The sequence below is a fragment of the Nocardia alni genome (assembly GCF_019038435.1).
GTDB classification, from domain to species: domain Bacteria; phylum Actinomycetota; class Actinomycetes; order Mycobacteriales; family Mycobacteriaceae; genus Nocardia; species Nocardia alni.
This window is the reverse complement of sequence record NZ_JAGPOX010000042.1, coordinates 1-13509: the sequence shown is the minus strand read 5'-3', so window position 1 is coordinate 13509 and position 13509 is coordinate 1. Positions and strand designations below refer to the sequence as shown.

The 13509-nt window shown below is 67.1% G+C and carries 15 protein-coding genes; 11 read left to right on the top strand and 4 right to left on the bottom strand.

Going from position 1 to position 13509, the window contains the following annotated elements:
* Nucleotides 1–3: 3 nt before the first annotated feature.
* Nucleotides 4–1050, top strand: coding sequence for an aminotransferase class V-fold PLP-dependent enzyme (locus JZ791_RS17895; RefSeq protein WP_216896277.1), 1047 nt, complete (start codon nucleotides 4–6; stop codon nucleotides 1048–1050).
* 42 nt (nucleotides 1051–1092) lie between these two features.
* Here the strand turns inward: JZ791_RS17895 and JZ791_RS17890 are convergent, their stop codons facing one another.
* A complete protein-coding gene (locus JZ791_RS17890) occupies nucleotides 1093–1878 on the bottom strand; it encodes a dioxygenase family protein (RefSeq protein ID WP_254205886.1) in 786 nt (261 codons plus the stop codon).
* Between the two features lie 13 nt (nucleotides 1879–1891).
* On the bottom strand, nucleotides 1892–2527 hold the full coding sequence (locus JZ791_RS17885; protein ID WP_254205885.1) for a GTP cyclohydrolase II: 636 nt from the start codon (nucleotides 2525–2527) through the stop codon (nucleotides 1892–1894).
* A gap of 94 nt (nucleotides 2528–2621) precedes the next feature.
* On the opposite strand from JZ791_RS17885, the gene JZ791_RS17880 reads away from it, so the two are divergent.
* From JZ791_RS17880 to JZ791_RS17865, 4 genes are read left to right on the top strand one after another with little or no spacing between them, the layout of a single operon-like run.
* Nucleotides 2622–3089, top strand: coding sequence for a MarR family winged helix-turn-helix transcriptional regulator (locus JZ791_RS17880; protein WP_216896276.1), 468 nt, complete (start codon nucleotides 2622–2624; stop codon nucleotides 3087–3089).
* Between the two features lie 54 nt (nucleotides 3090–3143).
* Nucleotides 3144–3623, top strand: a complete 480-nt coding sequence (locus tag JZ791_RS17875; RefSeq protein ID WP_216896275.1) for a carboxymuconolactone decarboxylase family protein — start codon at nucleotides 3144–3146, stop codon at nucleotides 3621–3623.
* Nucleotides 3624–3935, top strand: a complete 312-nt coding sequence (locus JZ791_RS17870) for a GNAT family N-acetyltransferase (protein ID WP_216896274.1) — start codon at nucleotides 3624–3626, stop codon at nucleotides 3933–3935.
* Between the two features lie 19 nt (nucleotides 3936–3954).
* The gene (locus tag JZ791_RS17865; protein ID WP_216896273.1) at nucleotides 3955–4929 is read left to right on the top strand and encodes a pirin family protein; all 975 of its coding nucleotides are present in this window, start codon (nucleotides 3955–3957) and stop codon (nucleotides 4927–4929) included.
* On the opposite strand, the gene JZ791_RS17860 is transcribed toward JZ791_RS17865, so the two are convergent.
* Nucleotides 4926–5801 (bottom strand): helix-turn-helix transcriptional regulator, encoded by an 876-nt coding sequence (locus JZ791_RS17860; RefSeq protein WP_216896272.1) that lies wholly within the window; start codon nucleotides 5799–5801, stop codon nucleotides 4926–4928. The genes JZ791_RS17865 and JZ791_RS17860 overlap by 4 nt on opposite strands.
* A gap of 101 nt (nucleotides 5802–5902) precedes the next feature.
* Here JZ791_RS17860 and JZ791_RS17855 point away from each other — a divergent pair, with 101 nt between their 5' ends.
* The gene (locus tag JZ791_RS17855) at nucleotides 5903–6907 is read left to right on the top strand and encodes an aldo/keto reductase (RefSeq protein WP_216896271.1); all 1005 of its coding nucleotides are present in this window, start codon (nucleotides 5903–5905) and stop codon (nucleotides 6905–6907) included.
* 152 nt (nucleotides 6908–7059) lie between these two features.
* Nucleotides 7060–8562 (top strand): transglycosylase SLT domain-containing protein, encoded by a 1503-nt coding sequence (locus JZ791_RS45110; RefSeq protein ID WP_254205884.1) that lies wholly within the window; start codon nucleotides 7060–7062, stop codon nucleotides 8560–8562.
* Nucleotides 8563–8567: 5 nt separating this feature from the next.
* On the opposite strand, the gene JZ791_RS17845 is transcribed toward JZ791_RS45110, so the two are convergent.
* Complete coding sequence (locus JZ791_RS17845; RefSeq protein ID WP_216896270.1) at nucleotides 8568–9035, bottom strand: PaaI family thioesterase; 468 nt, start codon at nucleotides 9033–9035, stop codon at nucleotides 8568–8570.
* 462 nt (nucleotides 9036–9497) lie between these two features.
* Here JZ791_RS17845 and JZ791_RS17840 point away from each other — a divergent pair, with 462 nt between their 5' ends.
* From JZ791_RS17840 to JZ791_RS17825, 4 genes are all read left to right on the top strand, one after another.
* Entirely contained in the window at nucleotides 9498–10232 is a 735-nt protein-coding gene (locus JZ791_RS17840) for a (5-formylfuran-3-yl)methyl phosphate synthase (RefSeq protein ID WP_216896269.1), read from the top strand.
* A 10-nt stretch (nucleotides 10233–10242) separates the two neighbouring features.
* Entirely contained in the window at nucleotides 10243–11634 is a 1392-nt protein-coding gene (locus JZ791_RS17835; RefSeq protein WP_254205883.1) for an aldehyde dehydrogenase family protein, read from the top strand.
* Between the two features lie 8 nt (nucleotides 11635–11642).
* Nucleotides 11643–12743: an NAD(P)-dependent alcohol dehydrogenase gene (locus tag JZ791_RS17830; protein WP_216896267.1), complete on the top strand. Its 1101-nt coding sequence runs from the start codon at nucleotides 11643–11645 to the stop codon at nucleotides 12741–12743.
* 11 nt (nucleotides 12744–12754) lie between these two features.
* The coding region (locus tag JZ791_RS17825) for an SAM-dependent methyltransferase (protein ID WP_216896266.1) at nucleotides 12755–13509 on the top strand (755 nt) is incomplete at its 3' end.

The following is a 13509-nucleotide window of genomic DNA, read 5'->3' as shown; positions in this document are numbered from 1 at the left end:
TCCATGAAAGTCCTGGCGCCCGGCGAATTCGAGCCCGAAACCACCTACCTCAACACCGCCGCATACGGGCTGCCACCGGCACGAACCAGGGCAGCGCTGGATGCGGTGCTGGCCGACTGGGCGGCCGGGCGGCGAACGCCGATGAGCGACGAGAACGTCGACAGGCTGCGCTCGTCCTTCGCGCGGTTGCTGCCGGGCGCGACGGGCGCCGATGTCGCGGTCGGCAACTCCGTCGGCGCGCTGATCGGGCCGGTCGCCGCGGGACTGCCCGCCGGTGCGGAAGTGCTTGTGGCCGAACATGATTTCGCCTCGGTGACCAATCCTTTCCGCAATCGCGCGGATCTACGACTGCGCGCGGTCGCGCTGGACCGACTGGCCGAGCAGGTGCGGCCGGATACCGCGCTGGTCGCGGTGAGCCTGGCGCAGTCCCTGGACGGGCGCGTGGTCGACGCCGCCCGGCTGCGCGCGGCCACCCGGGCACACGACGCCCTGCTGCTGTTGGACGCCACTCAGGCCGCGGGCTGGCTGCCGCTGCGATTCGCGGACGCCGATTTCTGGGTGTGCGCCACCTACAAATGGCTGCTCGGCCCCCGCAGCGTCAGCTTCCTGGCCATCGCCCCACAGGCCGCGCACGCCGCGCGTCCCGTCTCACCCGGCTGGTACGCCGCGGCCGACAGATGGGCGGAACTCTATGTGCCCCAACGCCTCGCCGACACCGCCCGCCGCCACGACAGCACCCCCGACGGCGTCGGCGTCACCATGCTGCAGTCCAGCCTGGATCTCATCCACGACCTGACCGTGGATGCCATCGGCGCACACGATCGTGCTCTGGCACAACGCTTCCGCGCCGGTCTGGCGGACCTGGGCATCTCCCCGGTCCCCGGCGATGCCCCGATCGTCACCATCCCCGATGCCGACACCCGGGCCGAGCGATTGGCCGCGGCCGAAATCATCACCGCAGCGCGAAATGGAATGCTCCGCTTCTCATTTCACCTGTACAACACTCCAGCCCAAGTCGATCACGCGCTGAAAGTATTGGGCCACAGATAATCACATTCACCCGAACAGGGTGCGACGGCTGTGACTCCGCCGTCAGCCCAGCTGAATGGAGCGCTTGGCCAGGCCGAACCAGAAGCCCTCGATGGGGGTGCGGCGGGTGTTCAGGTCTGCCTCGCCCGCCCCGAGGGCCACGAACAGCGGGGCGAAATGTTCCGTGCGCGGATGCGCGCGCAGGGCGGCGGGTGCGGTGTGACGGAAGTTGAGCAGGGCGTCGACATCCCCGGCGGCCAGGGTTTCCCGGCCCCAGTCGTCGAATTCCCTGGACCAGGACGGCGCCTGACCGTCGGGCGCGTCGCGGGTCATCTCGCTCAGGTTGTGGGTGAAGAATCCGCTTCCGAGGATCAATACGCCCTCCTCGCGCAGCGGCGCCAGGCGGCGGCCCAGCTCGAACAGGCCGACCGGATCCAGGGTGGGCATGGACAGCTGCAGGACCGGAATATCGGCGGCGGGGAACATCTCCACCAACGGCACGTAGGCGCCGTGGTCGAGACCGCGCCCGGGCGCATCGTGTACCGAATCACCCAGCAGGGCACGCACTTTCGCGGCGAGTTCGGGCGCACCCGGCGCGGGGTACCGCACGGTGTAGTAATGCTCCGGGAAGCCCCAGAAGTCGTACACCAGCGGCACGGTCGTCGTCGCGCCCAGCGTCACCGGGGCATCCTCCCAGTGCGCGGACACCACGAGAATCGCTGTGGGCCTGGGTAATTCGGACGACCACGCGGCGAGCTGGCCCGGCCACAGCGGGTCGTCGGCCAGCGGCGGCGCACCGTGGGACAAATACAGCACCGGCATGCGCTCGGCGTTCACGGTATCGGTCATGTCTGTCTACCTCTCAACCGATCAATCGAATGGTATGCCCGGTCCGCTCGACCTTGGCGCGCAGGTAGCGCACATTGTTCGGGGTGGCGTGCACATCGGTCGGGACCGTCGTGCGCACGCCGACGCCGAGGGCGCGCAGCTGGCGCGGCTTATCGGGATTGTTCGTCAGCAGGTCGATCTCACCCACGCCCAGCGCGGCGAGCATCTGGGCGGCCGCGGTGTAGTCGCGGCCGTCCTCGGGCAGGCCGAGGGCCGTGTTGGCCTGATAGGTGTCCAGCCCCTGGTCCTGCAGCGCGTAGGCGTCGATCTTGTTGTACAGGCCGATATCCCGGCCCTCCTGCCGCAGATACAGCAGCACCCCGCCGACCTCGGTGATCCGCTGCGCCGCCTCGCGCAGTTGCGGGCCGCAGTCACAGCGGGCCGAACCGAATACATCGCCGGTCAGGCACTCCGAATGCAGCCGCACCAGCGGCACCGCGCCGGGCTCGCCCAACAGCAGGGCCAGATGTTCGCGACCGTCGGACAGGCCGTCGAAGGTGACCGCCTCGGCCATGGCCGAGTATCCGTCGCCGAAGATCAGCGGGATGCGCACGCGGGTGCGCACCGTAGCTGTGCCGATCTGCGAGACGGGACCGAGAGTGGGTGTCATGGCTGCTCCGGAGTCCGGGAACGCTTACGTTCAAATTTGAACAAAGACGCCCCGGGGCTTATTCCGCCCCGGGCACCGGCGGTAGCCTGAAACGATGGGTGAGTCCCGGCCGCACTGGTTGAACGAACAGGAACAGCGTGCCTGGCTGGCCTTTCTCACCGTCGCAGGACTGCTCGAGCGCCGCCTGGGCCAGCAACTCGAGCACGATGCCGGACTGTCCCATCTGCAGTACGAAATCCTGGTCCGCCTGTCCGCCGCCCCCAAGGGTGAGCTGCGGATGAGCGAGCTCGCCACCGCCATGCTCAACTCCAAGAGCAAACTCTCCTACCAGATCGACCGGCTCGAACATGCCGGGCTGGTACGGCGGCGCTCCTGTCCGTCCGATATGCGCGCGGTCTACGCGGTGCTGACCGAGCTCGGCCGGGACACCCTCGACCAGGCCGCACCCGGACATATCGCCACCGTCCGAGCGCTGTTCGTCGACGTGCTGACGCCCGACCAGCTCACCGTGATCGGCGAGGGTTTGGGCGCTGTCGCCGAGCGACTGCGCGATGAGCCCTGAAATGACGTCACGCACCGCGCGTCATCGGCCCAGCACGATTACGATGCGACCGCCATGGAAACTGAACCCACCCCGGCCCGCGTCTGGATCGACAAGCAGACACCCGAGGCGTATCACGCGCTCAGCGCCCTATCCCTCGCGCTACACCACGCCGCCACCGCGGCCGGCCTGGACCGCGTGCTCATCGAGCTGATCAACGTCCGGGTGTCCCAGCTGAACGGCTGCCCCTTCTGCCTGAATCTGCACACCCGCGCCGCGGTGGAGGCCGGAGTCACCCAGCAGCAACTCGACGTGCTCGAAGGCTGGCGGCGCGCCGACCTGTACACGCCGCTACAGCGCGCCGCGCTCGCGCTGGCCGAGACGACCACCATACTTCCGGGTGAACAAATTCTCGAGCATGAGTATGCTCTTGCGCGGCAACATATGTCGGACGATCAAGTATCCGTCGTCATTTGGGCCGCGACGACCATCGGTGCATTCAATCGCGTATCGATCATGAGCAGGCATCCGGTGCGGGCGCGGAAGGAGAGCTGAATGAGTGAGCAGGCAGTGCAGACTTCGGTCGTCCGCAACGACGCGCAACTGCGCTACGAGCTGTGGTACGACGATAAACTGGCCGGATTCGCCGAGTACCGCGAGCGCGACGAGGACACGGTCTTCATCCACACCGAGGTCGACACCGAGTACGCCGGCATGGGGCTGGGCGGCATCCTGGCGCGCCAGGCCATCGAGGGTGAGATCGCCCGAGGACGCGCCATCGTGCCGCGGTGCCCCTACATCAAGAGCTGGCTGGACAAGCACCCGGAATATGATGAGCATGTGGTCGGCAAGGGCATCCAGAGGTGAGCGCCGATGCGGTGCACCCATGAGTGACCTCGAGGCGCATCCCGAGGCGGCGCTGTGCGAGGCGTCGCCCGGACCGGGGCCGCGGGCCGACAGCTATCCGGCGCGCGAAGTGCCCCTGGGCGGTGTGCGCGGAGTGTTCGTGCGGCGCACGCTCCCGCAGCGGGATCTGCCGACCGTCGGCGCCTGGTGCTTCCTGGACCATTTCGGGTCGACCGCGCCGCGCGATGATCTGCCGCCGGATATCGACCCGCATCCGCATATCGGTCTGCAGACGGTCACCTGGCCGTTCGAGGGCCGGATCCGGCACCGCGACAGCATCGGGTCCGATGTGCAGATCGAGCCCGGCCAACTGAATCTGATGACGTCCGGGCACGGGATCGCGCATTCGGAGTACACCGTCACCGGGGCGCCGGCCGGGCAGGGGCTGCAACTGTGGATCGCGCTACCCGAGGGCGCGCGCGAGATCGCACCGCATTTCGAACAGCATCGCGAGCTGCCGGTGCTGGATCTGCCGGGCCTGCGAGCGCGGGTGCTGATCGGCTCGCTGGCCGGCGTGCGGTCCCCGGCGACCGCGTATACGCCGATCGTCGGCGCGGATATGCGGCTGGACCCCGGCAGCGCGGTAAATCTGCCGCTGACAACGGAATTCGAGCACGCGCTGCTGGTCATCGATGGCGAGCTGAGCGTGGCGGACCAGCCGGTGACGCCCGGCGCGCTGCTGTATCTGGGCAGTGACCGCAGCGAATTGCCGCTCTCCAGCGCGGGCGGTGCGCATGTCGTGCTGATCGGCGGCGAGCCGCTCGGCGAGGATCTGGTGATGTGGTGGAACTTCGTGGCACGCAGCCACGATGAGATCCTCGAGGCCCGAAACGCCTGGGAATCCCATGATCTCGCCCGCTTCCCCGATATCGCCGGGCACACCCCTGACCAGCGCATTCCCGCCCCACCGCTGCCCAACCTGCGCCTGAAGCCGCGCAAGCGCCGCGTGGTTTAGGGCAGCTCGTATACCACCGCGCCGGAATCCGATTCGGTATTCATCGACTGAGTTCCGATGACGCGCAACAGATCCAGTTTGTCCTGGGCATCACCGCCGGGACGTGGATACAGCACGAGCAGGGTCTGGGAAGAGGTCGGGCTGACCAGCGTCTCACAGAGCAGGTCGAGCACACCGAGTTCGGGATGGATTACCCGCTTGGCATCCGAGTGCCGCGCCGCCACTTCGTGTTCGGCCCAGAGGTACTCGAATTCGGAACTCTCGGCGCGCAGCCGCGTCACCAGCTCGACGACGTCGGGGTCGCCCGAGCGCCGCGCGGCCGTGGCCCGCAGATCCGCGACATGCCTGCGGATCAGGCGATCCCAGTCCTCCTGCGGATAGTGGCTGCGGGTCTGCGGCTCGGTGAACAGCCGCCACAGCAGGTAGCGATGCAGTCCGGTGTAGCGGGAGAAGTCGCCGAACAGGTTGATATGCATGCGGTTCTGCGCCAGCGTCTCGCTCAGGTCGGAGATCACGCAAGCCGGGGTGTCCTCGAGCTTGGACAACAGGAACAGCATGCCCGGGCCGACGTGCGCGGCGGCGGCGCCACGTTGAGGCGCGGGATGCCCGCACAGGTGGAACAGGTGATCGCGCTCGTCGTCGGTCAGCCTCAGCGCACGGGCCACCGCGCCCAGCACCTGCACCGACGGCCGCGGACCCCGGGACTGCTCGAGCCGGGTGTAATAGTCGGTGGACATTCCGGCCAGCAGCGCCACCTCGTCGCGGCGTAAGCCCGGCGTGCGCCGCCGGACACCCGGCAGCAACCCCACGTCGGCCGGTTGCAGCTGCTCGCGGCGGCAGCGCAGGAAATCGGCTAGTTCGTCGCGGTCCATATGTCCACTGTCCTCCTGCCCGGATCGCCCAGCCAGGGATCGCCGATCCCCCGATACGCGCTCCTCCCCGATCCTGGGATAGCGCGCGCAGAATTTTCGGTATGACCACTATCGACACAACCAAGCTCGGCACGACCGGCCCCGTCGTCAGCCGGATCGGCCTCGGCGGCATGAGCATGTCCGGCGTGTACGGAAAGGCCGACGAAAAAGAGTCCATCGCTACCATCCACGCCGCACTCGACGCGGGCGTGAACCTGATCGACACCGGCGATTTCTACGCCATGGGCCATAACGAGATGCTGATCCAGCGCGCCCTGGCCGACCGCAAGCGCGAGGATTATCTGCTCAGCGTGAAATTCGGTGCGCTGCGCGGACCGAATGACAGCTGGGGCGGTTTCGACGGCCGTCCAGCGGCGGTTCGCAATTTCCTGGCATATTCACTACAGCGGCTCGGCGTGGATTACATCGATATCTACCGGCCCGCGCGGCTGGACCCGAATGTCCCGATCGAGGACACCGTCGGGGCCATCGCGGAGATGGTGCAGGCCGGATTCGTGCGGCATATCGGGCTGTCCGAGATCGGCGTGGACACCCTGCGCCGCGCCGCGGCCGTGCATCCGATCGTGGATCTGCAGATCGAGTACTCGCTGATCACCCGGACGATCGAGGAGCGGATCCTGCCGACCGCCCGCGAACTCGGCACCGCGATCACCGCCTACGGTGTGCTGTCGCGCGGCCTGCTGAGCGATTCGCTGCGCGACCGCCGCCCGTTCGCGCCCGACGATTTCCGGGCGCACAGCCCGCGTTTCCAGGGCGAGAACCTCACGGCCAACCTGCGTTTGGTCGACGCTCTGGCCGCCATCGCCGAAGGCCACGGCGCCACCGTGGCACAGCTGGCGATCGCGTGGGCGCTGTCCAGGGGTGCTGACATCGTCCCGGTGATCGGCGCACGCACCGCCGAGCGGCTGGCCGAATCTCTTGGCGCACTGGAGCTGACGCTGTCCGAGGACGAACTCGCGGCGATCGAGGCGGCCGCGCCCGCCGATCAGGTGGCCGGAACCCGCTATGCCGCACCGCAAATGGCACTGCTGGACAGCGAACGCTGAGCGCGATTCCCTGTGATCGGCGGGTGATTCGCCGGTCACAGGGTTCGTGGCCCCGGTTACAGGGGCTGGTCGGCCGGCTCGGCAAGCTGGTATCTTCGAAACGCGAGTATTTCCCGTGGTGGGGAGGACGCTATGCCGATTCGAGGACACCGATGAGCGGTACCGATCCCGCGGCCGACCAGGGGCAGCCGAATTCGTGGGACGCTGTCGACGCCGACACTCACAACGGCACGCTCGGCCTGAATCCGATCAACGTCGACCTGCAGCTGTTCACGAAATGCATCCAGGATTGCCAGACCACGATCTCCCGGCTCGAATGGTATCAAAAATACATCCAGGACAATTCCCTGGATAATATCAAGCAATTCTCGAACGAGCCCGGTGGAAAAGCGCTGACAAATATGTTCAGCAGCCGGGGGCAGCAGCTCATCTCCACGATGTACTCGTTGCAGAACACCATGGAGAAGATGGGCGACGCCTTCACCACGGCATTGCAGACCTACCTGAACCACGAGCATATGACGAGTTCGGATCTCAACCGGATCGGGTCGATGTCCGGCGTGACCCCGTCCGCGCCCCCGAGCGCACCGCCGACCGATTTCAACCCCCCGGCCTCGGGCTCGCCGATCAGCACCATCTCGCTCGATCGTCCGCCCGTCACGAATGCCGACAACGGCATCTACAGTTCCATCCGCCCGGGCGAGAGCATGCTCTTCGACGATTTCTACGAGTTCGGAAAGTCGTTGCACGGATCGGACTCGATCGCGCGGACCGCGGGCATCCAGTATTCCTGGATGGCCGATCAGGTCCGCAGCGATATGTCGACCCTGCACGACGATCTGGTGCTGCTATCCGACGACGGCTGGACCGGTTCCGGCAAACAGGCCGCCATCGACGCCGTCGCCACTATCCGTGACCATTCCTCGAACCTCTCGGATTCGATCAAGGCCCTGGGCGAGAATCTCCAGACCTGCGCGGAATGGCTGTTGTCCACGTATCAGGGCATGCCGGTCAACACGGCGATGGGTTATCTGGCCAGCGGCACACCCGGTGGCGAGCTGATGCTCGCCCTGGGCCAGTACCGGGGCGTCTACAGCCAGACCTATGTCCCCGGAATCACCACCGCCGCAGCGGAAATGCCGACGATACAACCCGGCGTCGCGAGCAGTCCCCACAGCTCGGCCCAGCCCGGCGTCACCACCGCGAGCGCCGTCTCGAACTCCTCCGCGCCCGACGCGAGCAGCTATGTACCCCAGAACAACGCCGCCGCCCAGGAATCCCTGGAACCGGTGCCGACCGGCGATGTCGGCCAGTGGATCGATCAGGCCACCCAGATCCTGCTGCAGATGGGCTACGCCCCGAATCAGATCGACGCCCGGGCCATCGCGACGATCATCGCCCATGAATCGGCCGGCAACCCGCACGCCATCAACCTGTACGACAGCAACGCCGTGGCGGGTCACCCCTCCAAGGGCCTGATGCAGACCATCGATGGCACCTTCAACGCCTATATGGCGCCTGGCCACGGCGACGTCTGGAATCCGGTCGACAACATCGTCGCCGGAGTCCGCTACGCCATCGCCCGCTACGGCTCCTTGGACAGCGTCCCCGGCGTCGCGGCGGTCGCCGAAGGCCATGCCTACCAAGGTTACTGAGCCACCTACTTGCGCCGGGGCCGGATCACCGCGGTGAAACTCGCCGCGGCAACGGACTTCCCGGTGTTGTCGGTGATGTCGACCGGCACGGCGAGTTCAACGTCCTTGCCCGCCTGGATATCCGCCCGCATCCCGGCCACGACCGCATCGGACAACTCCGAGGTGGCCCGGATCGGCCCCACCTCCCCCTTTGCCCGCGCCAGATATTCGATCCGCCCGTCCCGCGCCACGATGAACGCATCCCCCATCAGATCCACGATCCCGGAGATCGACACACCCATGGCCACGGTCTCGGCCAGCCCGAACAGGATCGCCGCGTGCAGATCCCCGTTGTGGTTCAGATGCTCGGGCTTGGGCACGATCTGCACGACGTTGCGGCCCTCCCGATACTCGACGCTCGCCATGCCCGCGTACTGCAAGAAGCCCAGCTTCTGAAACCCGGCCCACACCAGATCGCCCAGGGCGCTGTCCATCCCGACTCCCATCAAATTAGAACACGTTCTACTGTGTCGTACAGCGTACAGGGAGTGCGGGCGCTACGTAAGACACCTGTCAGACATCTGTCCATACTCGCCCGCGGCTCATTGCGGCGCTCGAATCTCCGGGATCCGCGGATCCAGGCCAATGCGAGGACATCGACGGGTCCGGTTGTTGTCCTTGTTCCGGCGCGACCGTCGGTGTTATATTTTTTCTGTAGTGCCATGCGTTCTGTTTATCAATCACGATATCGCCAACGGGTGGGCCCTGTATGCAGCAACCGGCGTAATAAGCAAATCCTTGGACATCTTCTCTTGATGACAAGTGTCTTCTGCTCTCGCGGTATACAACACATCGAACCGGCAGTTCAGCGGTAGGTCCGCGTCGATGCGAGTTTACTGCGCATTCATTGTCGTGCGCTCACGATGCAATCATTAGCGCGGGAAAGGTGCTGTGTCATGCGTCTGTTGATTTCTCCGGATAATGTCGACGAGGCCATCGTCTGTGCGAAGGCGGCACAATTTCTGGATATCGTCGATGTCAAGAAACCCGATGAAGGGTCGCTGGGCGCGAATTATCCGTGGGTGATACGGGAGATTCGATCCATCGTGCCCGCGGACAAACCGGTGTCGGCCACGCTGGGCGATGTGCCGTACAAGCCGGGCACGGTCGCGCAGGCGGCGCTGGGGGCCGCGGTCGCCGGTGCCACCTATATCAAGGTCGGGCTGATGGGCTGTGTAACCCCCGCTCAGGGAATCGAAGTCATGCGCGGGGTGTGGCGGTCGGTCAAGGAGTACAACCCCGAAGCCCTGGTCGTGGCCTCGGGCTACGCCGATGCGCATCGGGTCGGTTGTATCAGTCCGCTGTCGATTCCCTATATCGCGCAACAGTCCGGCTCGGATGTGGCGATGCTCGATACCGCGATCAAGGACGGCAAGAGCCTGTTCGACCATCTTCCGGTCGAGGAGTGCAGGCGCTTCGTGGAGTCGACCCACGAGGCGAACCTGCTGGCCGCGCTGGCGGGAAGCGTGAAGAGCGAGCACCTCGAGGCGCTGACCGCGATGGAGACCGACATCGTCGGGGTGCGTGGGGCGGTCTGCGAGAGAGGCGACCGGAATACCGGCCGGATCCAGCCGCACCTGATCGCCGCGTTCCGCGCGGAGATGGATCGCCACAGGGTCGCGGTGAGCTGATCCGATGATCATGACGCGCCCGGATGCCCACCTGGGCACGGTCTTCGACGTGGTGAATCCGGCGACGGGACAGGTTTTCGCACAATCGCCACAGCACTCGCCCGCAGACCTGGACACCGTCGTCGCGCGCGCGTGCACGGCATGGCCGCAGTGGCGCGCCGATCCCGTGGGACGCACCGCGGCCATGCTCGACGCGGCCGCCGCCGTCGAGGCCGCGGGCGCGGAGTTGGCAACGGTGCTCACCCGGGAACAGGGCAAGCCACTGGCGGAGTCCCGAGCCGAGGTCGCGCGGGTGGCGGCACGGCTGCGTCATTTCTCCGGGCTGGCGCCGAAGGCCGATCGGATCCGGGACGGCCGGGCCGTGCACACCGAGCTGCGATGGCATTCGCTCGGTCCGGTCGCCGCGATCACGCCCTGGAACTTTCCCCTCCAACTGGCGTCGTCGAAGATCGCCCCGGCGCTCGCCGCCGGTAGCACCGTGGTGCTCAAGCCGTCCCCGTACACGCCGCTGGCGACGGCACTGTTGGAACAGGTGCTGGGTTCGGTACTCCCGCCCGGGGTATTCGGGGTGGTCACCGGCCGGGAACCGCTGGGATCCCAGCTCGCCGGGCACCCGGACATCGCCCACGTGACCTTCACCGGTTCGATCGCCACGGGCCGCAGGGTGGCCATGCAGGCGGCGAGCGGGCTCAAACGGGTGACCCTGGAATTGGGTGGCAACGACGCCGCGATCATCCTCGACGACGCCGACATCGACCGGATCGCCGACACCCTGTTCTGGTCGGCGTTCCGCAACTGCGGACAGGTCTGCATGGCGGTCAAGCGGGTCTACGCCCCCACCCGGCTGTACGACGACGTGGTCACCGCCCTCACCCACCGCGCTCGCGAGGTGGTCGTCGGCGACGGCCTGGACGAGACGACGCAGATCGGCCCGATCAACAACGCGCGCCAGCTCGAGCGGGTCGAGCACCTGGTCGCGGACGGCCGCGCCGCCGGGGCACGGGTCGCCGCGGGCGGCGACCGGCCCGACCGGCCCGGCTACTTCTTCGCCCCGACGATCCTGGCCGATGTGCCCGGCGACTGCGCCGTGGTGACCGAGGAACAATTCGGCCCGGTATTGCCGGTGATCCGCTATTCGAACCTCGACGACGCCGTCCAGGCGGCCAACGCCACCCGATTCGGGCTGGGCGGCTCGGTCTGGGGAACAGACCTCGACCGTGCCGCGGCCGTCGCCGATCGGCTGGAATGCGGCACGGCATGGATCAACCACCACGCGGAATTGTCCCTGGCCCAACCCTTCACCGGCGTCAAGGACAGTGGAGTCGGCGTCGCCGGCGGCGAGTGGGGTATGTACGGCAATCTGCGGCCGATGGTCATCCACCGGCCCGAGTCCGGCGCGTAGGGGACGGCATGCAGGTCACCGCCGCGGTTCTGCGCGACTACGACACACCGTTCACCCTCGAGGAAATCAGCCTCCGCACGCGCCTGGCGGCCGACGAGATCCTGGTCCGAATAGCCGGCTGCGGGCTGTGCCACACCGATCTGGCCGTCCGCTACTCGGCCGGGCAGTCTCCGGTGCCCGCGGTCCTCGGCCACGAGGGTGCGGGGATCGTGACGGTCGTCGGCGACGCGGTGACCGATATCGAGACCGACGACCATGTGCTGCTGAGTTTCGACTCGTGCGGGCAATGCCGCAATTGCCTGCGAGCCGCACCGTCCTACTGCGAATCCTTCGCCGCGCTGAACCTGTTCGGCCGACGTCGCGACGACGCGCACCGATTCACCGACCGCGACGGCCGGCGCCTGGCGCCCCGATGGTTCGGGCAGTCGTCCTTCGCCGGCTACGCGGTGGTCCGTGCCCGCAACGCCGTCCGTGTCGATCGCGCACTGCCGATCGAGCTGCTGGGGCCACTCGGCTGCGGCTTTCTCACCGGCGCGGGCACCGTACTCGAGACATTCCGGATGTCCGCCGGCGACACCTTCGCCGTCTTCGGCGCCGGAGCCGTTGGGCTGGCCGCCATCATGGCCGCGAAGGCCACCTCCGCGACGGTCCTGGCCGTGGACCGGCACGGCGAACGACTCGACATCGCCGAAAAACTCGGCGCGATACCGATCCCGCTCGGTGCACCCGACATCGGCAACGAGGTCCGGCGGCGCAGCGGCGGCGGCGTCCAATTCGCGCTGGACACAACGGGATCCGCGGAACTGATCAATCACGCCCTCGCGGCGCTGCTGCCCCGGGGAACGCTCGCGGTGATCAGCCGGCAGCGCGCACCGCTGACCCTCGCGCCCGGCCTCCTGGACCGCGGCAGGCGCATAGCGCACGTCTGTGAAGGAGACGCCGTCCCGCGCGTCCTGATTCCACGCCTGATCGCGCTGTGGCTCGGCGGCGGCTTTCCCTTCGACCAGCTGATCACCACCTATCCCCTGTCGGCGATCAACGACGCCGAAAACGACTGCCGCACCGGGCGAGTGGTCAAACCCGTACTGCTCCCACCCCACACCGATTGAAGGAGCTCGTCATGCCACAGATCACGGACACCGGTGTCGACAGCGGTGTCGGGCGGACAGCTCTGCTGGTCGCCGCGGCCAGAGCGATCGAGACCCACCGATCCGACTCCCTGGCCGGCGATATCTACGCCGAGCATTTCGTCCGCGCCGCAAGGGTTTCCGCGGCCTGGCCGGTCCACCCGGCGCAGGTGCCCGGCGGCGAGGCAAATCCCTTGTGGGGCAGGTTCGCCCGGTACTTCGGCCTGCGCACAAGGGTCTTCGACGACTACCTCATCCAGCAGGCCCGCACCGGCACCCGCCAGATCGTCCTGCTCGGCGCCGGCCTGGACACGCGAGCCTTCCGAATCGATTGGCCTGCGGGCCAAACGATCTACGAACTCGACCGCGCCGACGTGCTGGCCTTCAAACACGCGGTACTCGACGCCGCCCCCACAACGACACGACGTCCGATCGCAGCGGATCTGGCCCAGGACTGGGCCCGCCCCCTCCTAGAGGCCGGCTTCGACCCCACCGCGCCGACCGCCTGGCTGATCGAGGGCGTGCTGTTCTACCTACCAGCGGCAATCGAACACAGCCTGTTCGAAACCCTCAACGCCCTCAGCGCCGAATCCAGCCACGTAGTCTTCGAAATCAAACCCGGCCTGGAATCCCCGGAAGTCCGCGACAGCTCCATCTACGCCGCGACCCGCCGGCAACTGAACATCGACCTCCCCGAACTCTTCGACCACGACCCCCGCCCCGACTCCACCACCGCCCTGACCGAATA

Bases quoted from the DNA above. Each gene is read 5' to 3' on its own strand.
- JZ791_RS17870 (WP_216896274.1), top strand. From the start codon at position 3,624: ATGAGTGAGCAGGCAGTGCAGACTTCGGTCGTCCGCAACGACGCGCAA.
- JZ791_RS17840 (WP_216896269.1), top strand. From the start codon at position 9,498: ATGCGTCTGTTGATTTCTCCGGATAATGTCGACGAGGCCATCGTCTGT.
- JZ791_RS17865 (WP_216896273.1), top strand. From the start codon at position 3,955: ATGAGTGACCTCGAGGCGCATCCCGAGGCGGCGCTGTGCGAGGCGTCG.
- JZ791_RS17855 (WP_216896271.1), top strand. From the start codon at position 5,903: ATGACCACTATCGACACAACCAAGCTCGGCACGACCGGCCCCGTCGTC.
- JZ791_RS17860 (WP_216896272.1), bottom strand. From the start codon at position 5,801: ATGGACCGCGACGAACTAGCCGATTTCCTGCGCTGCCGCCGCGAGCAG.
- JZ791_RS17830 (WP_216896267.1), top strand. From the start codon at position 11,643: ATGCAGGTCACCGCCGCGGTTCTGCGCGACTACGACACACCGTTCACC.
- JZ791_RS17835 (WP_254205883.1), top strand. From the start codon at position 10,243: ATGACGCGCCCGGATGCCCACCTGGGCACGGTCTTCGACGTGGTGAAT.
- JZ791_RS45110 (WP_254205884.1), top strand. From the start codon at position 7,060: ATGAGCGGTACCGATCCCGCGGCCGACCAGGGGCAGCCGAATTCGTGG.
- JZ791_RS17880 (WP_216896276.1), top strand. From the start codon at position 2,622: ATGGGTGAGTCCCGGCCGCACTGGTTGAACGAACAGGAACAGCGTGCC.
- JZ791_RS17885 (WP_254205885.1), bottom strand. From the start codon at position 2,527: ATGACACCCACTCTCGGTCCCGTCTCGCAGATCGGCACAGCTACGGTG.
- JZ791_RS17890 (WP_254205886.1), bottom strand. From the start codon at position 1,878: ATGACCGATACCGTGAACGCCGAGCGCATGCCGGTGCTGTATTTGTCC.
- JZ791_RS17875 (WP_216896275.1), top strand. From the start codon at position 3,144: ATGGAAACTGAACCCACCCCGGCCCGCGTCTGGATCGACAAGCAGACA.
- JZ791_RS17845 (WP_216896270.1), bottom strand. From the start codon at position 9,035: ATGGACAGCGCCCTGGGCGATCTGGTGTGGGCCGGGTTTCAGAAGCTG.
- JZ791_RS17895 (WP_216896277.1), top strand. From the start codon at position 4: ATGAAAGTCCTGGCGCCCGGCGAATTCGAGCCCGAAACCACCTACCTC.